Here is a 22,001-nt window from a genome sequence, read left to right on the forward strand (position 1 = left end):
CCTGTAACCACTTACGAAAGAGATAAAAAAATGTACGGAACCCGCAAAGAACTTTGTGTACAGCTTGAAACCATGTTCACGTCTGACGAACCCCTGGTCCTGCTGGTCTGGACGGAAGAGGGGATTAGCGTGGCCTGCCGTGAAACCCAGCCAGAACCGGACGAGGCTGAAATCCGGGCGGTGATGAAGGCGCTTGGTGAAATGAAAATGACGCAATACCGCCAGGAGGGGGTAAATAATCTGACTGTCAGCGATCTCCTGACCCATCAGCGGGAAGCGGCAAACCGTCAGGTGAGTGTACCCGCAGCTTTACTTGCACGCGTCCTGCGCGACTATGAGTGTGAGCTGGAGCATCGCGCCGGAATGGCCTGGGAGGCCGGGCGGCCTGAACCCGATTCCGTAAAGGAAGCAAGGAATGACGTCTACGCACTGAAAGACGCGCTGGTAGCCTGAGAACGGCCGGGGGAGCGTCCCCGGCAACCGGTGACAATTCACAGCGAAAGAGGATGTCGTTAACTCCGCTTTTTATGCCGCGCTGGCGCGGCGGATGTGAGCGCCGTGCCTTCACTTTAGCCCGAACGCTGCAAATGCAAGGGTTCGCTCCGCCGCCATCCTCGCCCGGTCGCAGTGATTTAATGCTTCATGCCGTTCTTCCCGTCGTTCTCCCGCTCAATATTCGCGGGAGAACCGTCCAGACCGTCATCGCTGTTTATCTGCGCTGCGGCCTCCGGTGTCGCCCCTGCATTTTCCGCTCGATGTCGGGCTGTCGTGTCGGCACGGCGAAGACGTCGCCGCATTCAGAAGAGGAGAATATCATGACCATTGCTTACCGCTTTATGCACCGTCATACCCGAAACACGCTCGTAGCCCGCGGCTGGCCAGCCAACATGGATATCGATACAAGCCTGAATTACTCCAGAGGAGAAGGCGTTGCGTTCTATGGCCAGCTCGATGCTTTACAGTTGCAGCGTCTGTTACCTGAGATTGCACTGCGTGGTTTGATGTCCGATCAGGCAATGAAGGTGCTGCTGTCATTACTGGCAGGAAGTGAACTGATTGTCCGCCTTTATCGTAATTCGCTGGGGCATCGTAAGGCTCATGCCGGAACCATTTCGCTTGAATATGATAATTGCCCTGAGGCTATGTCCACGAAACATATCCTCTGTCTGCTGAAAGCCCTGCGTGACGAGATTAACCACGTCTGTAGCTGCGTGGCATCCGCCGGATACCGCCTGATGGAAGCCTTGCGCCCCGCCGCTGAACCGCTGGTATTTACCCGCCGAACCCGTAATTTCCTCCTGACAGTAACGGAAGTGGAGCAGGTGCAGGATGATGCGCAGTGGGATAATGAGACGCTCGACGCGCGTCTTAAAGCGGTACTCGACGGGAAGGAAACCTTTCGCCGTCTGCAAATCCGTCTGGAATGCAATGGCCGTACAGTCGGGCAGACCCACGTGCCTTATGCCCTTCGTCACCCTGACAGCCCATCCCGCGACTGGTTTGACAGACACTGGCTGCGGGATGTGGTCAGCAGCGCACGAACCGAGATTGACGCGATGATGAAATCCTTCTCCGGCATCCGGATTGCCGCCTGATTTTGGGCGGGGCAATGCGCCCCGCCTTATTGCGAAAAGGATGTCGCACGCTCCGCTTTACCGGCGCCCCCTCCACGATGTTACGGGGACGCAGGTGAAAACGTCCGTGCGGTCTGCGGCTAACGCCGTGCCTTCACTTTAGCCCGATCGCTTCAGATGCAAGGGTTCGCTCCGCCGCCATCCTCGCCCGGTCGCAGATTTTTACGCCTGATGCCGTTCTTCCCGTCGTTCTCCCGCTCAATATTCGCGGGAGAACCGTCCAGACCGTCATCGCTGTTTATCTGCGCTGCGGCCTCCGGTGTCGCCCCTGCATCTTCCGCTCGAAGTCGGGCTGTCGTGTCGGCACGGCGTAAGCCGGAACTCAGACGACACAGACACTGGAGGAGTTTTATGAACACTACCACCCCGGCGATTTATGTAGGTACATACCACAAATACAACTGCGGTAGCCTCTACGGTAAATGGTTTGACCTCACCGACTTTGATGATAAAGCAGAGTTTCTGGAAGCCTGCAACGAGCTGCACGCCAATGAATCCGACCCGGAACTCATGTTCCAGGACTGGGAAGGGATCCCGTCAGCATTTGCATCCGAATCTTCCGTTGACTGGAATTTCATTGAAGCCTACAAGCGCGCAGTAGAAGACGGTATGGATGCTGCATTTATTGCCTGGGTGGAATACTCCGGAGAGTGTGATTATGACGCCTTCGAGGATGCTTATTGCGGAGAAGCTGAGAGCGAAGAGGACTACGCCTGGACTATGGCAGAAGAGTACGGCCTTCTCAATGACATTCCGGAATCGCTGCGTTGCTATTTCGATATGGGAGCCTGGGCGCGGGATTTGTTCCTGGATGGTCTGGTATTTCTGGATGGCTACGTGTTCAACGGTTGATGTCAGAGGCGGGGCAGGGCCCCGCCACAAAGGAGAATAAAAATGAAACTTGATCCACAGACCCGTGACATCCTGCGTCAGTACAAAAATATTATTAACGCCCGTCGACGTGAAAATGGTCAACGGGAATTAAGAACGGAGCAGGTGATCGACGAAATATGCTATTACATGACCTGCCAGCGTGCGGTGTATATCGGCGGTCATTTCATTTTGCAGGGTGGAAAAGGTAACTGATAACCTGGCAGGCGGTATCATCCGCCTGTTAGCCCGCGCGAAAAACCCTGGCAGGCTTTGCCTGCCGGCGGTTGTTACCGCGCCTGCGGCGCAGTTACAAACCGCCCCGGCAGAAAAAGTCAGCAACGATCTCGTTGCAGGCGCGTGAAAGAGAGGAAAAACATGAGCGAATTTAATCTTTCGGTACGTTCAAAAGAGGATCAGGACAGGATCGCCGTAGACCTGGCCGCGTCAGGTGTGGCATTTAAAGAGCGGCTAAATCAGCCAGTGGTGCCGGAAATTGTGGCACGAGAGGTGCCCGAAGAGCTTCGCGAATATTTTCTGGAAAGGTTGCGCCATTACCGCCAGCTTAGCCAGCAGTTGCCGAAAGCCAGCGATCCACAATATTCCGAAATGGCCGAGGCAAATAAAAAGTAATTTTTTCAGTAAGATATGCTGTAAATCAAACTCATTGCCTTTGTTGCAGTGGGCGTCCGGGCGGGCTGTCATGCTTCGCACAGAGCCAGCAAAGCTGTCTCTGCCCGGCCCCTGCGGGGCAGCGGGTGTCCATCCCATGACGCAACCCCCATCGCTTGCAGCAGCCGTTCCGGCTGCGCCGCTCAGTCGCGCCGTTTCCTGCGCTCCCTGCATCACGCCGTAAATACCCCGTCGTGATGTAGGGGGCAATGTCGTTTCGCCGCGCGCGGCTTCCCGTCATTGCGGCGTGTCCCTGCCCATTCCATCCGGTCCTTTTACACCCCTTTGAGTCCCTCCTCCGGGTGCTGAGACCGCCACAGTCCTCGTGGCTGTCCAGGGTGAATGCTGACGCACGGCCACCAAAACTTTTTGCAGGCAAAAACTTTTTGCGTCCGCCCCGGACATCTGCCTCGGCCGGTGTCGTTTACGCACCTGCGGCGAAGGTTCTCAAACGGGTGATGTTTTATCCCCCGGGAAAGTTCAGCAGGTTCCCGCGAAACGTCAAAACCGCGGCTCCCGTAACTCAACGGGTGATGGGTTTTAAAACCAGCCACTTTTTTAAAGGAAGTATTCAGTGGGAAAAACATTACAGGAATTTCTGAATCAGCCAGTGCTGCTGCGCGAACCCACCGCCGAAGAAAACGAACTGGCGGCTCTATTGAATGGCAGTACTGTCACTGCACCCGTGGTGCTGCCTCAGGGGCCGTTTACCCGTGAAGAGGCGACCGCTCTGGTGGCGCAGTACACCAACGTCAGTATTGAGAACGATCAGGGTACTTATTTTCAGCTTGTTGTGCGGGGTGAAGAAGGGTTTTTGACGAAGTGCGCGTGGAACTTTGAGAACGACGTGGGGGCATTGCTTAACCGCGCTCTTGCCAGTTACAGAGCCAGAAAACAGCAGTAAGAAGGGGCCCTGTCGGAGCTGTCACTCCGCAGGGCAAGACAATCATTAATACTGAGAGGTACTAAATCATGACAGTTGCAGATGTTAAATCAAAAGCACCAAAAAAAACCAGTAAGAATAAAACTGCCGGAAACGAGGCGCTGAAAACAGCCCTCGATGCGGCAGTCATTGAGTATGTTCCGCTGACCGATCTCATTAAATCACCGCTGAACGTACGCACGATGCCCTACACCACCGAGAGCGTTAAGCGACTGGCTAACTCCATTGAAAGCCTCGGACTGCTTCACAATCTGGTTGTCCATGCCCTGCCCGAGGGAAAATACGGTGTGGCAGCAGGTGGTCGGCGTCTGACTGCGCTGACGCTCATGTCTGAAATGGGGCGTATCAAACCAGATTATCAGGTTCCGGTTAAACGTGTCAGCGACGAGCTTGCTGTTGAGGCTTCTTACGCCGAGAACAACGAGCTTGAAACCATGCACCCTGCCGAGCAGATCACAGCGTTTGGTACACTGGCGGCGCAGGGAAAAACTCCCGCGCAGATTGGTGAGGTGCTTGGGTACGGTTCCCGCCACGTCCAGCGCATGCTCAAACTTGCCAGTCTTGCCCCGTCACTGCTTGCACTTCTGGCAGAAGGTCAGCTTGATGTTGAACAGTGTCAGGTGTTGTGTCTTGAAAGCGATCCTGAGCGTCAGGTTGCTGTTTACGAAAGCGTAAAGGAGGAATGGGGACGCACTACCGTAAACGCACTTAAAAATCGTATTACGGAAAGTGAAATTTCTGTCTCGCATCCACGTTTCGCATTTATCGGGCGGGAAGTTTATGAAGCCGCAGGCGGAATTGTCCGTGAAGATCTGTTCAGTGAGCAGGAAGGGGACGGAACAGTAGACAGTCTGCTTGTTGAACGTCTGGTACTGGAAAAACTTGAATTGATCGCTCAGGAAATCCATCAAAAAGAGGGCTGGATGTGGGGTACCGGACGTCTGGCTGCAATTAACCTTTACGGACCTGACGGAAAGGACTACCGCATTCTACCGGAGCCAGATGCAATCTACAGCGAAGATGACAGCCGCCGTATCGATGAACTGTCCGACAAATTTAACGCTCTGGATCCTGACAGTGATGAAGCCGAGGCCATTAGCAGCGAAATATCCCTCATTGAACATGCCGCTGAGCTTCGTGGGTGGACAGAAGATCTGAAAGCAAAATCAGGCGTGGTGGTGAGCTACATGCACGGTGCGCTTCGTATTCAGCGTGGTATATGCCGCATGTCTGATTTACCTGACCATGACAGTAACGGAGAGGATTCCGCGCAGTCTCCTGCCGTGACTCATATGCATCGACCTGATGCAGCAGAAGGGATCAGCATCCCGCTGCTCACCAAAATGTCATCCGAGCGCACTCTGGCGGTACAGGCCGCGCTAATGCAGCAACCTGAAAAGGCTGTGGCGCTTATGGTCTGGCGTATGTGTACCTGCGTTTTTGCTGGATGTGTGACCACGCCGCATCCGTTCCGTATCAACCTGACCGTTTCTCACAGCAGCCTCACTGAGAACGCCCCATCCGGTAAAGAAGGCGCAGCGTTTGAAGCCCTGATGACCGAAAAAGAGCGCCTGAAAACCCTGCTGCCAGCAGGATGGGAGAAGGACTTCACGACCTTCTTCGCCCTGAACGGAGAGGTACTGATGTCATTGCTGGCCTTCTGTGCGGCTTGTTCCGTAGATGGTGTACAGACGCGTGATAATGGACACACATCACGTAGCCCTCTCGATACGGTTGAGGCCGCGATAGGTTTTCACCTTCGCGACTGGTGGCAGCCTACAAAAGAGAACTACTTCGGTAGCCTGAAACATTCACAGATAGTCACTTCACTTAAAGATGCAGGTCTGACTGGTGCCGCTGCTGACGCAGAAAAAATGAAGAAAGGCGACGCGGCAGTGCATGCGGAGTTCTTTATGAAGCAGAACCGTTGGGTTCCTGCATGGTTACAGTCACCGCAGCCTGATGCAAAAGACAGCACCGATACCGACACTGACAACGCGGCAATTGCCGCCTGATAAGGATAGCCGCCCTACGGGGCGGCAATAAGGAGATATCTGATGAATATGCCAAACTTTAAGCTTTCCTCCATGATCGGTGAAGATTTCGAAACCTGCCGCGCCGCTGGTTACTCCTACCGCCGTGAGATGACACACGCTGTTATGGGGGCACTGAGTGCGCCTGAAAACTGGGATGTTAACGGGGAGTATCGTAGCGAGTTCGGGGGCTTATTTCCCGTGCAGATCCGTTTTTCGCCCACTCATGGCCGATTTGAAGTGGTTCTGTGTAGTCCTGGTGAGTTTAGTCAGGACTGGATCATGCTGTTGGTCTGGAGAAAAGGGCAGGAAGTATCCTGTATCCGCTCATGCCCACAATCTGACGCTGCTGTGATAAACCATGTGCTGAGCCTGACCAGCAGGCTGGACAGTGATGGATACTCAATATTCGATATTCTCTCAACGCTGCGCATGGAGGTGGCCTGATGATCCCTCGTCACCTTTCTCTTGTCACGCAACTGCCGGAGCGTGAGGCAGCGTTACGAGCCATTATTGCCGTAGAAGAGGGGGGCGGGCGGTACGGAAGCCGACACCCGCAGCCGTATCCCTATTCCAGAGCATTTTTCCGGTTCCTGACTGGTAGCAGTAAAATTAGTGGAAAGGCGATCAACCAGGTGCGCGGGGCGTACTGGCTGAAGGGCGATAAAATTTCTCTGGCCCGATATGAAGAGGCGTTTGACATACTGATCAGTAGCCGCGGTCGCCTGTGTTACCCTCCGCTCGGTACCAACATGGTGCAGAACCTGTTTCCGGAGCAGGCGTTCAGCATCAGAGAGCGCCACACGCAGCGGGAAGTGCGCGAGGATAATCTTTATTCCCGTCAGGAATCACGGCGACACCGTGAAAAGGAAGAGAAGTACCAGAACCGCGTGGGGCAGGCTGAAATCGACCTGGCATTTCAGACACCGGAGACACTGCGTGCATGGTATGAGTTCTGGTCCCAGCAGGATATACGGGACTATGACATCCAGCGAATGTTGTGGGCGTGGACGGAACGCAGCCCCTCGTTGTCTCATCTGGTGAAGGCTTACTACGACCGTGCGCAAGACATTGTTCTCGATGTACATGATGTGGCGGGATCCTCAACACCGGCGGAGAAAGAGCTGGAGCGCTGGATGGTACCGAACAAAATCACGCTGAGGTCTATATGGCCGTGAGAAACAATCCGTGGAAAACGGAGCTGAAGGTTGCCCGCAGCCAGCGCAATAAACTTCGGACTATGTCGGAAAAGCTGAAAGAGATGTGCTATGAGTGGGACGGATTAAGCGGCTGGCTGGAGACTGAAAGTGAGCGACTCGCAGAAAGCATTGATCAGCATCTTGAAGCGCTCGACGAACAGATACATAACTGGTCCACAGGCAGAAGTGATCCTGAGTAAATCAGGTAAAGGTCAGGATTTATCCAGTAATCAGACTGTTATTCCTGGGCAGAATCGGCTCGTCGGGATATAATGGCGATGGCGCTTGAGGCTTTTTGCCTCATGACGTGAAGGTGGTTTGTTGCCGTGTTGTGTGGCAGAAAGCAGAAAGCCCCGTAGTTAATTTTCATTAACCCACGAGGCCCCCTGTATGTCTGATCAACAACAGTATGGCCTCTTACCGTGCTTAATGCAAGGAGGAGTAAACCATGAAACTGCCGCGAAGTACCGTTATCTGGTGCGTACTCATAGTGTGTCTCACACTGCTGATATTCACTTACCTGACGCGAAAATCGCTTTGCGAAATTCGCCTGAGGGACGGACAACGGGAGGTCGCTGCAATTCTGGCTTACGAATCCAACGGTAAGTAGCAACCTGGAGGCGGGGGAAACCCCGCCTTTTCAGGGCTGAGTTGGTTTGACATGCCTGAAGCGCCTTTATGAAGGGGTTGCCGGTTCGCCGGTAGCCCCTTTTTCCATCCCGACGCGACCGCACGCCTGAACTTCCGGGACGGACCGTACCCCTGCGGGGTTCGGGGGAAGCGGGGCGCGCCTCCGGCGCTGCCCCTCTGCTCCCTCTGGTTTGTCCTCGCTCAATCAATCAATTCCTGGCTGCTGTTAATTCACGCTGTTGCGATTAGTCTGCTGAAGCTGTGCTTCAGAAAGGACTTTTCCGAGTGCCTCATCCTGTCTGTTTTGATCGATATCCTGCTGGTTAGTTCTCTTCGCTGCAGTTCCGTGATGGGCAGAGCCAGAAAGACGGGCAGGGCAATGGCCACCTTCGGCTCCTGGCCCGCGTGGCGGTCCAGTCGTCGAGCCCCACTCCGCCAGGCAGCTGCTTACGCACCAGCCAGTCTCCGCCGAACCCGCAAGCGGTTTCGGGCTATCGCTAGGGTCTGATGGCAAAGGTCAACAACTGCGGCTTCTCCGGCCGTACCGTCCGGAACGCCTTCACCGCGCCGGCGAAGCCGTCGCTCTAATGGCGACACGCCGTTCCGACGTGTCGGGTGTGTGCACTCCTGTTCACCCGCGTGAGTCCATCCCCCGTGTGTCCTCACGCGGAGGGCTGGTCGTAGCACCGTCAGGACGTCATCCAAAGGGTTAAATGAACGCCGCCAAAACTTTTTGCAAGGGACTGCAAAAACTTTTGTCTGCGCCCTTTTCCTGCCGCCCCGCCGTCGCTCCTTTGCCCTTTGCCGCGAGAGAACTCACCAGGGAGATGGGCAACCATCACCACAGGAGAAAACCAGGATGCACACACGAAACGTCAACGTCAAAACCGCCGCTCAAGAATCTTCCAGGAAGATGGAGGAAGAACAAAACCCTGTTTCTGTCGCGAAGGAGTGGGTGGCTCAGGCCACTGCGCTGAAAGAGGGCGTCACTGTCACCGTGTCCGATGTGTCCCGATACGGCGATGTGCAGGTGGAGATCCGCACCAACGGAACGCTTAACTGGCGCGCCTGGTCGTTTCAACCTGATTTTCTTTTTGAACTGAAACGCAACCTGCAATACGTACAGCTGTAACCCCACGCCGGATATCCGGCATGTACTGATAAAAGGAGATAAACCATGCATTTACACACGACTGATTCTTTCGCTTCTCTTGATTCCAGCGCCAGCGCCGAATCGGAAATGGCCTACTGGCTGAGCCGTGAAAAGTCCGCACTGATCGCCCCCGTGGAAATCGATGTGAACAAATTCCACGATGCGGCAGGAATGCACCCACCGATGATCAACTGGCGTTGTGACACCGCGCAGGACACTGAAACCTTCATGCTGGCAGAGATGATCTGTATGAACGTGACGGACATTTTTGTCCGTATTGGAAAGCGTTATTTCCGCGTACGTGATTACAGCAACCTGAATCACGCCGATATCGTGGCGAAGGTGAAAGCAGCATTCAGCCCTGAGAGCCAGAGCCAGAAATGAAAAAAGCAGGCTTACACCTGCTCCATCCACGCCGGATTTGAGCGATTCCAACGAAAAAATCCGGCTTTCACTAAAAGGAACAAACCCATGCAATTCAGTGAAGTTTCGATTGTTACACCAACCGCCCTCTATGTCCAGATGCAGGAGGCTCAAAACGCGCCCGTGAAAAAGCAGGTGCGTATCAAACGCGGTGAAATCGCCTGCAATGCCCTCAGTCCGGAAATGCGGGCACTGGGGCGTCATATTGCGCACTGCCGGAAAAAGGGGCGATCCGTACGTATTCCCGCCATGCGCGGGAGCGAGTGGGGTCATGTGCTGCGCACGCTTGAACTGAGCCGCGCCTGTAACTGACAACAACGCCGCCCCTGACGGGGCGACAGGAGAAAAAAACATGACCCAGATTAGCTTTGCCGATTTCTTCAATGAGACAAAAAGGCGCGGAGCCGCCCGCCCTGTCGTGCAGACGGCTCCGGCTGTCCAGTCAGAGCAAGTCCCCCCGCGTCTTATCAGCATCGACACTGCGCGTAAGCAGTTTATCAGTCTGTTTAACCAGACTGCCCGCCACCTTCACCGCTGGGATGTATTCAGCGATTTTGTCAGACTTGCCGCGAGCGAACTGGATATTGCGCGGGTGAGAACGCCAGAGAGCGCGGAAAACTGCCGGAAGATCTGCGCGCGATACGATGCGGACGATATCCGCAATTTTCATGAGTTGTTCCGTCTGATGGTTTGCGCGCTGGAGGCTAAATTCCATGACTTCATCGGCTCAATTTTTATGGAGCTTGAGCTGGGGTCGGGAGGTATGGGGCAATATTTTACCCCCTATTCTGTCCAGTCAATGATGGCCAGAATGCTGGTTTCCGGCATCAAAGAGACGGTCACGCGGGAGGGTATCGCGACGATAAGCGATCCGGCCTGCGGTTCGGCAGGAATGATTATTGCCTATGCTGAATGTCTACTTGAGGCTGATATCAATCCGTCCGCGCACCTGTTCGCCAGTTGCATCGATATTGATCCGGTTGCTGCCGATATGGCATTTATCCAGTTGTCTCTTTTGGGGATTGCGGCGGAGGTGGTGACAGGGAACACGCTCACGATGCAGTTCAATCGTGTACGGTATACGCCTGTTTACTATCTCAACGACTTTGAAGCGAAGCTGAACACTCAGCGCAGACTTAAAGCCATGATGGACTTTATGTGCGATTTATCGAAAGCCGCCTGATACGGGCAGGGGAGGTGCTCAGCGCCTCCCGATGAGTCCAGCTGCTCCGGTTAGAGTCTGGATCATGGTAATTATCTTTTCTTTGGTGTTTTTCCGGTGTCCGAAGGAAGGAACAGCAGCAGCGATAGAAAGTGTTACGGTTGCCAGCTCTACTACCCGCGATACCTTTTCCGACTTCTCGTAAACTTTCCATGTTCGCAGGCTGACTCCAAGCTCTTCGGCCGCCCTGTCACTGCTCCAGTTCATACCTTTTCGCCATAAACGAAGTTCGTAACCCGTCATTTTCTGATACCTAAATAAGTGCAGATTCTGCACTTATTTTAGTGTTTTTTTTGTGGGAAAGTATATATGAATAAAGTGCAGATTCTGCACTTTTATTGATTTTTTTTTGTGGATTAATGTGATGCTAAATGACGACGAAAAGCATGTTGTCAGGACTGACATCTGGGTACCTTCGGCTCCCCGTCGCTGCCGGGTCGTCGCCTGCACTTCGCGTGGTGGCCGTACGCCCACCGCGCTACGCGGAGCCGCACGCGTCTCCGTCCTGACGGATAGCAAGCGATACCTGAACCCATCCCGCTTGCAGCTGCCGTTCCGGCAGCGCCGCTCCCACTGACCGCCACGGCGGCCGCAAGGGAACGCCGGATTAACCGGCGCCTTCTGCCTTCCTGTCCGTTTCTGCCGTGAAAGCCTTTCATTACTTATGCACTCTGACAGAGCGCCTCTGTTCAGCAAGGGACGCTGACGCTTTCCGTCCAGATTTTTTCTCGCAGGCTCCAAATAATCTGTCCTTCACCCCTGCTTTCCATCGTCACCCTGTCAGGGCATTAGCGTAATGAAGGCATTTCCCTCATTGCAAGAAAACGGAAAAGGACGACGGCAGAAAAGGCCGGATGGCCTGCAAGATTTGCGTCGTAAGACGCGCAGGATATTGCCGGAAGACTGGCAATAAAAAAGCAGGGCGGGTGCCCTGCCTGTTTACACGGGCTGCTGTAACAGCTCGTTATCACAATGACTCTGAGGAGGCACTATGAAAGACCAGTTCATCGTCGCATGTCGCGAATACTTTGTAAAGGAGCGGGTTAAAACCCGTCATCCACGGAAAATCCGCGAAACGTTGAAACCAGACGCTATCGCGCCACATCTGAAACAACTGGGGACATCACTTGTCCGTTGCGGGCGTATTCATAAACCGATCCATATTCCAGCACTTAACGGGGCTGAATGGGATCACGTCCTGAGTACGCTTGAGCTTTCCCGCGCGTACGCCTGATAACCACCGCCCTGCAACGGGGCGGTAATTTAATAACACAGTGCCGGAGTATTATCCGGCACATTTTTGGAAGGAATGGAACATGCCACACTACATATCCCGTGCGCCTCATGGCGTCACCTGTATCCGTCTTGATAACGGTGATGAAGCTCTCTTTGTGAATGGAGAACTGATTTCCTCATGTACAGCCAGTGAACTTTATCCGCGTATTATTGCATCAGGGTTGAACCTGTCGACGGCACTTAGCTTGCCATTTAAACAGCTTACTGCTCAGGTTCCTGATAACCCTAAATGGACATGGGAGGATGTTACTGCATCGCTCGGATGGGGACAGCGTACTGAACTTAATCACAAAGTTTTGCGTTCTGTTCTGGAATGTAGTCTGAGCCATATTACGCGGAGGGATAGCGAGATTCTGAGCGAACTATGTCACGCCGAGTATGAAAGCGAATGGATCCATGAATCCGATCTGGGTTACATCATTCGTGTTGATGCCGTCAGTTATCCGCTTCTCATTCTGAAACATCATGGTATTTCAAAAGCGGCGAGAATAGTGATTTACACTGCCATGATAAAGGCTGACATCAGCATGGTTCATTTTACTTCATGGGGAGAAATGCTGGCAGACGTTCCGACCTTTGAATGGTAATTTCTATATCATCTCCCTTCTTACCAGGCTGAAAAAATATTTCATCCTGGTAAGAAAAATTTCAGTACATCACATCTTCAGGATGCAGGAATTATTTCGTTGGTGATGACGAATTTTCTGCCGTCGACCTGCGATTTTTACGGGCTGGTTTGTTTTTATCAGCATCACGAACGATTTCACGAAGTGCTCTCTCACTGATTTCATACCCCGTGGTTTTTAGTGTCTCTTTAATGTCTGAGACCGTGTAACCTTTGGTTTTTACCAGTGCTAACAGGTCATCACGGATTGCATCCAGAAATTCCTTTTGTGATTTGCGCTGAGGTGTCAGATCCGGTAAACCAGCCAGAGTAACCTTTGCTAGCTCGATATCTTCATCTGAATAAAACGCCTTCTTACTCATCTTCTTACCCCTTTCAGAATATTGTCATCCAAATCATAACATTGACCACTCAAAAGTGGCAGTGCTCCGCACTGCCTATGCCGTCAAATCGCCACTAGGCGAAACAGCCAGCGAAGCGTATAATGACTCGAAAGACGGGACAGGATGTGCATTTGTAATACCGCGCACGCACGATATCACAAATGCCACCTGGTCAGGGCTCCGCCCCGACACCCGAGTAAGGAGCACACATGAGCGACAAAGCATCCCGAAGGGGAAGTGATAAACGGCAGAAAACCGTAATCAAGACCCTGAGATTCACGCCGGATGAAATCGAAGAGATTGAACAGAAAGCGGAAGCAGTGGGGCAAAGCGTATCGGCTTATATCCGTAACGCAGCGATGAACAGAAAGATGATTTCACTCATCGACGACAGCTTTATGACCGAGCTTTTAAGGCTGGGGAGACTGCAAAAGCATCTCTTTGTTGAAGGGAAACGAGTGGGTGATAAGGAATACTCCACGGTCCTTGTCGCAATAACAGAACTGTCGACCACGCTCAGAAATAAACTCATGAACAACGGTTAGCACGGAGAGAAGAACAACATCATGATCCCGGTTATTCCACCGAAACGACAAGACGGCAAGTCCTCCTTTGGGGACCTGGTTTCGTACGTTTCTGTTCGTGATGAGCCGCGCGATGATGATTTAATGGAAGCCGTTAGAGCTTCCGGAACAAAGCCAGAAATGCCGCACAGCAGCCGCTTTTCCCGTCTGGTTGACTACGCTACTAAACTGCGTGATGAGTCGTTTATCTCGCTGGTTGACGTGATGCCTGACGGCGGGGAATGGGTGAATTTTTACGGTGTGACCTGTTTCCACAATTGCACATCAATTGAAAGTGCAGCTGAAGAAATGGAGTTCTCCGCACGTAAAACGAAGTTTGCCCATAACAAAAGCGACCCTGTATTCCACTATATTCTGAGCTGGCAGTCGCACGAAAGTCCGCGCCCTGAACAGATTTACGATTCGGTCAGCCATACACTTTCCCGTCTCGGTTTAGCGGGCCATCAGTTCGTTGCTGCCGTTCACACTGACACGGATAACCTCCACGTTCACATCGCTGTAAATCGCGTACATCCGGAGACTGGTTATCTTAACCGTCTTGCTTACAGCCAGGAAAAACTGAGTAAGGCCTGTCGTGAACTGGAGCTCAAACATGGGTTTTCACCTGACAATGGCTGCTATGTGATTGCCCCTGATAATCGTATTGTTCGTCGTACCTCTGTTGAACGCGATCGTCAAAGTGCCTGGAAACGTGGCCGTAATCAGAGCCTGAGAGAATATATCGCTGACACGGCAATAGCTGGTTTACGGGAGTCACCGGTGACCGACTGGTCTTCTCTCCATCAGCGTTTTGCGAAAGAAGGCCTGTTCCTGACAAAGGAGAGCGGCGAGCTAAAAGTGAAGGATGGCTGGGACAGTGAACGTCCTGGCGTTACGCTTTCTGCGTTTGGACACGCCTTTGATACCGATAAACTTATTCGTAAACTGGGTGAGTTTGTTCCTCCTGTACAGGACATTTTCTCGCAAGTTCCGGCTGTCGGCCGCTATGAACCAGACAAGATTATTATGCCGTCTCGCCCTGAACGGATGACAGAGAAAGAATCCTTATCGGACTATGCGATCGCACGTTTACGGGCGCCGCTGATTGCACTTGATCAGGATCCAACGCAGCGAACCATACAGTCAGTGCATACGCTTCTGGCACAGTCTGGACTGTATCTGAAAGAACAGCATGACCGTCTGGTTATCTGTGACGGGTATGACTCAACGCGTACACCTGTCAGGGCGGAACGTGTGTGGCCTGCGCTAACGAAGGCTATTCTGGACTCGTATAAAGGAGGCTGGCAGCCGGTACCGAAAGACATTTTCCAGCAGGTTCCCCCTGCGGAACAGTTCACCGGCGGCAGTCTGGAAGCCACCCCAGTATCCGACCGGGAATGGCGAAAACTGCGAACAGGTTCGGGCCCGCAGGGGGCGCTGAAACGTGAGATTTTCTCTGATAAGGAAAGCCTCTGGGGCTATGCGGTTTCACACTGCCGTCAGGACATTGAGTCGCTTATCGGTAGTGGTGAATTTACCTGGGAACGCTGTCATGAGCTACTGGCGCGTCAGGGGCTGTTGCTGATGCGCGAGCAGCAGGGCCTGGTTGTGATGGACGCTTACAATCACGAACAGACCCCTGTAAAGGCCAGCCACGTTCATCCTGATCTGACGCTTGCGCGTGCGGAACCCCATGCTGGTTCGTTTGTTTCGGTGCCGGCAGACATCTTTGAACGTGTTAAGCCGGCCAGCCGTTACAATCCGGAACTGGCCGTGAGCGACCGCGATATTCCGGGTATGAAGCGTGATCCTGAATTGCGTCGCCAGCGTCGCGAAGCGCGCGCAGCTGCGCGAGAAGATCTGAAAGCCCGTTATGCAGCCTGGCGGGCTAACTGGCAGCGCCCTGATTTGCATGGCCGTGAACGTTACCAGGCGATTCATGACGAATGCAGGATACGTAAAGCGCGCATCCGTATCGAACATCGTGACCCTCTGGTGAGGAAGCTGCATTATCATATTGCAGAGCTTCAGCGCATGCAGGCACTGATTGCGCTGAAAGAAACCATGAAGGCTGAACGAGCTGAGCTTATCGGGCAGGGGAAATGGTATCCGCCGTCTTACCGGCAGTGGGTTGAAGCTGAAGCGGTGAAAGGTGACAAGGCTGCGATATCGCAGCTGAGAGGATGGGATTACAGGGATCGTCGTGGTAATGCGGTGAAATCTACAACAGACAACCGATGTGTCGTTATCTGTGAGCCAGGCGGAACGCCGATGTATTCCGGTGTTCCTGGCCTGCGGGCTTCACTGAAGAAGAACGGTCGCGTCCAGTTCCGCGATCCGGAGACAGGCCGCCATATTTGTACCGACTATGGCGACAGGGTTATTTTCCGGAACAGTGGCGATTACGATGCGCTTAAGCGGGATATGGTCAAAGTCGCGCCGGTTCTCTTCAGCCGTTCTCCGAGCGTCGCGATGGCTCCGGAAGGGAATAATGAACAGTTCAATACAGCTTTTGCCAAAATGGTGGCATGGCACAATGTGAACCACCGTGATGAAGGTGAATACCAGATCTCGCGACCGGAGGTCGACCAGGTGCGTGTTGAAAGCGAGATGCGCTTTGCTGAAATGACGAATCAGGGGAGTAATACAGAAGCTGTGCGCAATGAGTCAGGACCAAACTGGAAACCACCTTCACCGTTATAAGCATTCGGGGACCAGATGGAATTTAGCCCGCAGATAAGAAATAAAAAAGGCCGCAAATGCGGCCTTTTAAACTTTTAGAGGATGTTTTATGTCATAACAAGCGACAACGCCCGTGACTACATGGAACGCAAGCAATACATAGGCAAAGCCGCATGATGTCCAGAAGACAGCAAAACTATCATCAGCACCTATGAAAGAAGCGAAAATAAAGAATAACTGAAGTGAGCAACCTGCAATAGATAAAACCAGTGTCTGTTTAGGAATGTTCATTCTCTGCCCCCTGTTTTATCAATCATACTTATCAATTTCTCGTACTGCCAGCAGAACGGGATAGTGTGAATCTGTGCCCAATCCGGAGGGTAGCATAATCAGGTCAAAAAAAAGGCCGCTTTCGCGGCCTTATTTAGTTGAATGCGATGCGTGGGACTAATTCCCATTCAGCATGGTCTTTCTTTAAAACACATTTGTATTCAGAACCATCGTGTTTTATCTGCAACCCAACAGTATAAAGCTTCTCGCCATCGGAGCAGGCGTACACCTTCTGCTGGTTCGTGAGGAGGATGTTACGGATTTCAGTCAGCTGCGCCACGGCATCGGTGTCGATAACGGGCTGGGGCGCTGCAGCGGCAACGCATGAAAAACCAAAGAGGGCGGCAAATAGTAGTTTCTTCATTTCATTTCCTTCATTTCTATATCATTTTGTTTATCGGCAGCTGTTCCTGAAACAAGACAATTTTTTTGAACTATCACTCTGGCCACTCCATATCCGGATGTGGTGAATCAGGCAGTTTCGGGGAGATAAATGGCTCGTTTCGATATCTGGAAGGAGGAATATAAGCCGGCTGCGGGAGTGTCAGCGTTCTCAGTATCGCATCTGGTGCGAGCTGAATTTCTTCAGCGCTTACTTGCGTCGGTTCCGATTCAGGCTTATTAAGCGTGATGTACCGTATTGTACGTTCTGCCATAGTGGTTGTTCTGATTACCTCCAGCGCTTCTTCCCAGAGGTTTTCTTCCCGTCCACGGTGGTCCGTATCATATTCAGTCATCAGATTATGCGCTTCCTGGCGATTGGCCAGACGCTGCTGAAAGGTATCGATTATCTTCCAGGGTTCAGCTTTTGCCGCTTTACGCCGACGCGAGGGCTTTTCTGTCAGAACACCAATGATTTTGCTGACGTTCTCCGGAGCAGGAAGACGTCGCTGCGCTGTTCGTGGAACAAGTTTACGTAGTTGCTTAAGGTTCGGTGGGTTAATCGTGATGTATCGGTTGATAATGACGGGTGCATTGCACGTTTTGTCCTGCGGCTCGATGTAGAAGGATGCTCCCGGAACCGGATCGCCCTGAAACACCGTGTAGTTCTCACCTGGCTGCAATTTAATCAGATCCTGCACATTGATTTTGTTCTCCATCTGAATATTGATGTGGTCGCCATCGATCCAGGAGGTACCAATGATACCGTCACGCCGTTGCAGGCTGACCATGTTCGCCCGGGCTTCCTGTCCTGCGGCATTAGTGATTGTCTTTGCCGTTTTATCATCACTTACGATTTTACCCGCAACCTTAGTGCCGGCGTTTTGCATCAGGGTGGCAACGTTTGTGGCTGAGGTCTGGCTTTCAATGCGCTCCTGGTCCTGGCTCATCATGACGATAGAAAAGTCCAGGGAACGTACCTGTGTGGCCTGAACGGCAATACGCTCGGTATAATAGGCTCCCACCTCGTCGAGATAGTTCATGTAGGGGAAGGGGCCTTTGTATTTGGTGATTTCGAGAGCTTCGGAATCTAGCCCTTCCAGACGATGTCCCAGGTCCCGGGCCAGTATCATGCTCTGCTGGGTAACAAACATTCTCCCCAGTGCAGAGGTTGTGTGCTGAGAGGTGTTCATTGCCGGGATAAGGACCAGGAGTATCCGGTCGCTGTGAATGCTGTCGCGAATATCAATGTCACCGGCATCCTCAGCGAAGATATTACCGAACGTTTCCGTAAATGTGTTGAAGGTTTCCAGAAACTGCCCAGTCAGGTAGCTGTGCTGCTTGCGCGGCTCTTCTGTCCAGGCTGAAGGCTGGCGAACGGTGGCCATATCGAAACCCGGTACGTCTACCAGATAATTATAGAGCGGAGAGACAGCTTCCTCTGGCCATTGATCGTCTATGGCACGGCAGTAAAGCTCTGCCAGTTTCTCCAGTGGCATAAACTCGCGCAGCAGCTGCAACGACATGGTTTTGTTTTCACGGACGCAATAGAACTTTGTGCCAAAAACCAGCGCCTTGTTCATTGCAATTGCTCTGGACTGCCATTCTCCCCCCTGTACGTTGGTCGGCAGCATTGATTGCATCGTCTCAGCAACAAAGGCCTCAGTGCTATAGCAGAAGGGGTTCCACTGGTGAGACTGTGGCCGACTTTTATCACCGTTGTGGATCATCTCACTGCGGGACATGCCGCTATTCATGAAGTTGATGTATTCCACATCATCCTCACGCCCAAAGCGGCGGGCCAGGTAGTAGCAGGTGCGCGCCGTGTCGTTCTGCGCCTTACCGTCAACAAAGGTGAAGCCCCGACCCCAGCAAAATGAATTGAGCATCCACGCATAGATGGTTTCGGTTTTCCCTCCACCGGTCGAGGCAAAGAACATCACATGACGGGTCAGGTCATCAATGGTGAGCCAGAGTTCGCGACCGATATCATTCATTCGCCTGTAGCCGAGATAGAATATTCCCTTACCTTTACTTTCCTGCGTTGTTTCATACTGAAACAGTGAGGGAAACCTTCTGAACAGGCTGCGTCGTACCTTCCGGTCTTCAGAGGGGTCTACTTTATTCAGGTGGACAGGCATTCGCATGGGCATACGCCAGCGGTGTGTTCCAAAGCTGATGCTGGCCACGATGGCCAGCAAAAGCAAAAGCGGTATGGCGAGTGGCCAGATAAACCCCGCCACCACACTTCCTGCCATAATTCCGGCATACAGCAGGTGGTCGCGCAAAAGCTCAAGAACAGGGGAGTTCCAGGCATTGCGCTTCATGAGCGCCTGGTTAACGGGCGTATAATTCATGGTTTACTCCTGGATACTGAGGGAACTCACAAAGCGGTCGACCTGTTCTGGTGACATTGGATCTGTAATTTTCAGGAAGTGATCAATTTTATCCGGCGCGGTCAGCATGCCCGTTGCCAGGCGAATGCCCGTGTCAGTCAGCACTGTCGGCGTACCTGAAAAACCAAAGGTGCGGAAGCCAGTATCGTTTACGGCTACTACGGCCTGAGCCGACGCGGAACAGTCTGAGCTCACCTGTGGAGGTGTTGTCTGTCCCGGAACCAGCATACCTGCGTCCGGTCGGAAAAGAACACTCCATGCAACAGCACGAGCTGTCTGGTCCTTCTCGCATAAAACCGGAATGATCTTCTCTACAGCATCGCCGCCGTCATTCACGACTGATACAGGGAATACAACAACGTTGTAACGCTGCGCCAGCTGTTCGATTGCCGGCTCCATACTTCTGCAGACCGCACAGGTTGGATCGAGGAATGCATACAGCGTACGCTCATGCCCGGTTGAGAGCTGGATGGTGAACAGACCTCGATCGGTACTGCGCTTCAGTATTTCCACCATCTTCTGTCGCGCTGACTGTTCCGTCGCTTCTTTTTTTACTGATGTGGTTGACGTTACCGCTGCCGGTGCTGTTTTCAGGGCTTCAGAAGGCGAAGCCGGTAAGGATTTATGACTTTCCTTCATAATATTCTGCATGTTGTCGGATTCAGCCTGGGCAGCCTGAATGACTGTATTGCCTGCCGCCGGGTTGGCTGGCTCCTGAACAGCGGCAGTCTGCCGCGGCCGGGCCGGTGCGATTGCGCCTGGTTCTGCCGGGATAGTCAGTGTCTGGTTTCCCACATTGAGTGAGAAATGGTTGTCCGTACCCAGGAGCCATAACGAAGATGCTATCAGCGCGCCGCTCACAAACAGGGCAAGGGACTTCATACGGCGTTTCATTATTGCCTTACTCTGGGTTTTGAGGTGTCGCGCTATGGTGTTGAAGACTTCCGCTGCATCGTGCATCGGGTCATCAAGAAGTGTCACGGCTTCTGCTGAATATGGATAAAAAGCGATGAGCTTTTTATCGTGGATGGCCATACGCTGAGGCTCACGAAAGGTGAACAGAGCCTGAGGAACACCATGTCCGTGTTGATGTAAAACCACAATGGTGTCGTTACAACGAAAGGTGGTGTAGGTGCTTTCCAGCGACATAATGAGACTCCAGTAGACAGTAAGATAATTAGCGTCAGAAATGAGCGAAATTTCAGAAGATGAGATCGTCATCGTCACCCGGGCGAGTGATGACGTCTTCCGTGAGTGACCAGTTGGTCCGGATGCGACGCTTGCGGTCGCGGTCTGGCTGAGGTTCGTTCCAGATTAGCCCCAGGGACAGCATATCGATGCGCAATCCCTCAATGGCTTCATCGACGCAGGCTTGCGGGCAGGGGAGGCCAAGTCGGATAGCCTCACTCTCGGTGCGGGCGACGGCGACGATACCTGCACCTTCAATAAATCCTTTGGTGGTGTTTGCCCGGTGCAGGGCATAGAAGAGTGGGCGGTCTACCCCCTTTAGCCATAGCCAGTTAGGTGGTGTCAGCCGTAAATCATGTGCGTACAGCCAGACCAGACCACTTCTGACGTAACGGTGCTCACGCAACCACTGTTTCGCGCCTTCGCTCTGGATGACGCGCTTAAAAGCGGTTCTCGCCAGCGCATAGACCGGAACTGAGAATTTCCCCTTATCACGGCGGCTTTTTATCCGACAGGAGCGGTTCAGGGCATCCATTAATTGACGTGCGGCCGGTCGGTCGTCCAGGAAAAACTGAAGGCCGAATATTGCGAATAATGCCTTTTCATGAGGGGCGAGACTTTTCCATCCATTAAGTGGACGCCCCAGTTGGGCCATAAAAACAGCCCTGCAGCGGGCAACATCGAGCTGCATATTACTGATGAGTTCATGCTCTTCAGCGAAACCCTCAGGGCTTTGTGCCGGACGTCTTTCTTGACGACGTTTATCAAGCAACAGGCGACTGGAATTCCCCTCATTAAGAATGGGGGCAATTGCAGGAGAAATGGTTTCCATAGCGAAGGGCAGCGTGCTGATATTGAGTACCCGTCGCGTTTGCCAGTTTCGTGCAGGATGGCATAACCAGCTCCACAGCGAAGCGGTAGACAGGGGAATGAGGAATATCATCAGGATCACCGTCGTTTGCTTCATCACGTTGATCCACTGATCGTAAGTGATGTTTTCGGCATTGTTGGCGGTGACGGCCAGCAGGTTATAACGCGGTGCGGCCCAGGTGTGGAAGGGGCCAAAATCAGCCATGCCCCACAGGGTATGCAAAATGAAACATGACCAGTACACAAACTCAGGCAAGAACAGCCATGCAACAAGCAGAAGCATAATGCCCAGGATGGCGAGGGCTCCAAGAAATTCAAGCGGATCAGTCGTTCCCGCGCGAGCGGATGTCATGGAAAAGCTCCCTAAATAAAAACGATGAAGACTAACTGAATAAAAGAGGGCAGCAGAGCCCGAGCTTACGAAAAGTTAGCAAGCGTATTTACTGGTGATAACGGCAGGTGAAATTATATTGATTGGTCAAATATTAGATTGTTGAGGATCTGATAC

At 52.7% G+C, this 22,001-nt stretch carries 29 protein-coding genes and 1 pseudogene; 21 read left to right on the plus strand and 9 right to left on the minus strand.

Annotation, left to right across the window (positions count from 1 at the left end):
- The first annotated feature begins 30 nt into the window (after positions 1-30).
- Positions 31-453 carry a DUF1380 family protein gene (locus DD597_RS24030; protein ID WP_022650028.1) on the plus strand — a complete coding sequence of 141 codons (423 nt, stop codon included), beginning with the start codon at positions 31-33 and terminating at the stop codon, positions 451-453.
- Positions 454-632: 179 nt separating this feature from the next.
- On the opposite strand, the gene DD597_RS24930 is transcribed toward DD597_RS24030, so the two are convergent.
- Entirely contained in the window at positions 633-797 is a 165-nt protein-coding gene (locus tag DD597_RS24930) for a hypothetical protein (protein WP_162183710.1), read from the minus strand.
- A gap of 18 nt (positions 798-815) precedes the next feature.
- Between DD597_RS24930 and DD597_RS24035 the strand changes: the two genes are divergently transcribed.
- Positions 816-1,595 carry a hypothetical protein gene (locus DD597_RS24035; RefSeq protein WP_022650027.1) on the plus strand — a complete coding sequence of 260 codons (780 nt, stop codon included), beginning with the start codon at positions 816-818 and terminating at the stop codon, positions 1,593-1,595.
- Between the two features lie 152 nt (positions 1,596-1,747).
- Here the strand turns inward: DD597_RS24035 and DD597_RS24995 are convergent, their stop codons facing one another.
- Positions 1,748-1,993, minus strand: coding sequence for a hypothetical protein (locus DD597_RS24995; RefSeq protein ID WP_032623563.1), 246 nt, complete (start codon positions 1,991-1,993; stop codon positions 1,748-1,750).
- Here DD597_RS24995 and DD597_RS24045 point away from each other — a divergent pair.
- From DD597_RS24045 to DD597_RS24105, 15 genes and pseudogenes are all read left to right on the plus strand, one after another.
- Positions 1,986-2,486, plus strand: a complete 501-nt coding sequence (locus DD597_RS24045) for an antirestriction protein ArdA (RefSeq protein ID WP_129256647.1) — start codon at positions 1,986-1,988, stop codon at positions 2,484-2,486. The genes DD597_RS24995 and DD597_RS24045 overlap by 8 nt on opposite strands.
- Positions 2,487-2,528: 42 nt before the next feature.
- Positions 2,529-2,720 carry a hypothetical protein gene (locus tag DD597_RS24050; protein ID WP_022650025.1) on the plus strand — a complete coding sequence of 64 codons (192 nt, stop codon included), beginning with the start codon at positions 2,529-2,531 and terminating at the stop codon, positions 2,718-2,720.
- Positions 2,704-2,868: a hypothetical protein gene (locus tag DD597_RS24935; protein ID WP_154590114.1), complete on the plus strand. Its 165-nt coding sequence runs from the start codon at positions 2,704-2,706 to the stop codon at positions 2,866-2,868. Before DD597_RS24050 ends, DD597_RS24935 begins: the two co-directional genes overlap by 17 nt.
- Before the next feature lie 14 nt (positions 2,869-2,882).
- Positions 2,883-3,137, plus strand: coding sequence for a DNA polymerase III subunit theta (locus DD597_RS24055; RefSeq protein ID WP_022650024.1), 255 nt, complete (start codon positions 2,883-2,885; stop codon positions 3,135-3,137).
- Positions 3,138-3,834: 697 nt separating this feature from the next.
- The gene (locus tag DD597_RS24060; protein ID WP_032623592.1) at positions 3,835-4,080 is read left to right on the plus strand and encodes a DUF905 family protein; all 246 of its coding nucleotides are present in this window, start codon (positions 3,835-3,837) and stop codon (positions 4,078-4,080) included.
- Between the two features lie 68 nt (positions 4,081-4,148).
- Entirely contained in the window at positions 4,149-6,134 is a 1,986-nt protein-coding gene (locus DD597_RS24065) for a ParB/RepB/Spo0J family partition protein (protein ID WP_022650022.1), read from the plus strand.
- 42 nt (positions 6,135-6,176) lie between these two features.
- Positions 6,177-6,599, plus strand: coding sequence for a conjugation system SOS inhibitor PsiB (gene psiB / locus DD597_RS24070; RefSeq protein WP_096149266.1), 423 nt, complete (start codon positions 6,177-6,179; stop codon positions 6,597-6,599).
- Positions 6,599-7,330, plus strand: a complete 732-nt coding sequence (locus tag DD597_RS24075; RefSeq protein ID WP_022650020.1) for a plasmid SOS inhibition protein A — start codon at positions 6,599-6,601, stop codon at positions 7,328-7,330. The genes psiB and DD597_RS24075 overlap by 1 nt, the downstream gene beginning before the upstream one ends.
- Positions 7,321-7,551 (plus strand): hypothetical protein, encoded by a 231-nt coding sequence (locus tag DD597_RS24080; protein WP_022650019.1) that lies wholly within the window; start codon positions 7,321-7,323, stop codon positions 7,549-7,551. Before DD597_RS24075 ends, DD597_RS24080 begins: the two co-directional genes overlap by 10 nt.
- Positions 7,552-7,780: 229 nt before the next feature.
- Positions 7,781-7,891 (plus strand): annotated as a pseudogene (locus DD597_RS25265) (DUF5431 family protein); the annotation flags it as partial.
- Positions 7,839-7,961 carry a type I toxin-antitoxin system Hok family toxin gene (locus DD597_RS24085; RefSeq protein WP_176483648.1) on the plus strand — a complete coding sequence of 41 codons (123 nt, stop codon included), beginning with the start codon at positions 7,839-7,841 and terminating at the stop codon, positions 7,959-7,961. The pseudogene DD597_RS25265 and the gene DD597_RS24085, both read left to right, overlap by 53 nt.
- Positions 7,962-8,840: 879 nt before the next feature.
- A complete protein-coding gene (locus DD597_RS24090; RefSeq protein ID WP_022650017.1) occupies positions 8,841-9,113 on the plus strand; it encodes a hypothetical protein in 273 nt (90 codons plus the stop codon).
- A 45-nt stretch (positions 9,114-9,158) separates the two neighbouring features.
- Positions 9,159-9,518, plus strand: a complete 360-nt coding sequence (locus tag DD597_RS24095; protein WP_022650016.1) for a hypothetical protein — start codon at positions 9,159-9,161, stop codon at positions 9,516-9,518.
- Between the two features lie 87 nt (positions 9,519-9,605).
- On the plus strand, positions 9,606-9,869 hold the full coding sequence (locus tag DD597_RS24100; RefSeq protein WP_022650015.1) for a hypothetical protein: 264 nt from the start codon (positions 9,606-9,608) through the stop codon (positions 9,867-9,869).
- Positions 9,870-9,909: 40 nt separating this feature from the next.
- Positions 9,910-10,740 carry an N-6 DNA methylase gene (locus DD597_RS24105; RefSeq protein ID WP_022650014.1) on the plus strand — a complete coding sequence of 277 codons (831 nt, stop codon included), beginning with the start codon at positions 9,910-9,912 and terminating at the stop codon, positions 10,738-10,740.
- Between the two features lie 18 nt (positions 10,741-10,758).
- Here the strand turns inward: DD597_RS24105 and DD597_RS24110 are convergent, their stop codons facing one another.
- Entirely contained in the window at positions 10,759-10,986 is a 228-nt protein-coding gene (locus DD597_RS24110; RefSeq protein WP_369798832.1) for an XRE family transcriptional regulator, read from the minus strand.
- A gap of 784 nt (positions 10,987-11,770) precedes the next feature.
- On the opposite strand from DD597_RS24110, the gene DD597_RS24115 reads away from it, so the two are divergent.
- Positions 11,771-12,013, plus strand: coding sequence for a hypothetical protein (locus DD597_RS24115; RefSeq protein WP_022650012.1), 243 nt, complete (start codon positions 11,771-11,773; stop codon positions 12,011-12,013).
- Between the two features lie 82 nt (positions 12,014-12,095).
- Positions 12,096-12,662 carry a DUF5983 family protein gene (locus tag DD597_RS24120; RefSeq protein ID WP_022650011.1) on the plus strand — a complete coding sequence of 189 codons (567 nt, stop codon included), beginning with the start codon at positions 12,096-12,098 and terminating at the stop codon, positions 12,660-12,662.
- 91 nt (positions 12,663-12,753) lie between these two features.
- On the opposite strand, the gene DD597_RS24125 is transcribed toward DD597_RS24120, so the two are convergent.
- Positions 12,754-13,062 (minus strand): hypothetical protein, encoded by a 309-nt coding sequence (locus DD597_RS24125; protein WP_022650010.1) that lies wholly within the window; start codon positions 13,060-13,062, stop codon positions 12,754-12,756.
- Between the two features lie 230 nt (positions 13,063-13,292).
- Between DD597_RS24125 and mobA the strand changes: the two genes are divergently transcribed.
- Entirely contained in the window at positions 13,293-13,628 is a 336-nt protein-coding gene (gene mobA, locus DD597_RS24130) for a plasmid mobilization protein MobA (RefSeq protein ID WP_022650009.1), read from the plus strand.
- A gap of 21 nt (positions 13,629-13,649) precedes the next feature.
- Entirely contained in the window at positions 13,650-16,349 is a 2,700-nt protein-coding gene (locus DD597_RS24135) for a relaxase/mobilization nuclease domain-containing protein (protein ID WP_022650008.1), read from the plus strand.
- Positions 16,350-16,415: 66 nt separating this feature from the next.
- Here the strand turns inward: DD597_RS24135 and DD597_RS24140 are convergent, their stop codons facing one another.
- The 5 genes from DD597_RS24140 to DD597_RS24160 all read right to left on the minus strand — a co-directional run bounded on the left by DD597_RS24140 (position 16,416) and on the right by DD597_RS24160 (position 21,845).
- Positions 16,416-16,619: a hypothetical protein gene (locus DD597_RS24140; protein ID WP_123839396.1), complete on the minus strand. Its 204-nt coding sequence runs from the start codon at positions 16,617-16,619 to the stop codon at positions 16,416-16,418.
- Between the two features lie 133 nt (positions 16,620-16,752).
- Positions 16,753-17,022 (minus strand): hypothetical protein, encoded by a 270-nt coding sequence (locus DD597_RS24145; protein WP_022650007.1) that lies wholly within the window; start codon positions 17,020-17,022, stop codon positions 16,753-16,755.
- Between the two features lie 73 nt (positions 17,023-17,095).
- Positions 17,096-19,396, minus strand: coding sequence for an F-type conjugative transfer protein TrbC (trbC, locus tag DD597_RS24150; protein ID WP_022650006.1), 2,301 nt, complete (start codon positions 19,394-19,396; stop codon positions 17,096-17,098).
- Between the two features lie 3 nt (positions 19,397-19,399).
- Positions 19,400-20,584, minus strand: a complete 1,185-nt coding sequence (locus tag DD597_RS24155) for a hypothetical protein (RefSeq protein ID WP_022650005.1) — start codon at positions 20,582-20,584, stop codon at positions 19,400-19,402.
- A gap of 52 nt (positions 20,585-20,636) precedes the next feature.
- On the minus strand, positions 20,637-21,845 hold the full coding sequence (locus tag DD597_RS24160; RefSeq protein WP_022650004.1) for a hypothetical protein: 1,209 nt from the start codon (positions 21,843-21,845) through the stop codon (positions 20,637-20,639).
- Positions 21,846-22,001 lie beyond the last annotated feature (156 nt).

This window comes from Enterobacter cloacae complex sp. 677-3DZ2D5B (assembly GCF_004136695.1).
GTDB lineage: Bacteria > Pseudomonadota > Gammaproteobacteria > Enterobacterales > Enterobacteriaceae > Enterobacter > Enterobacter hormaechei_C.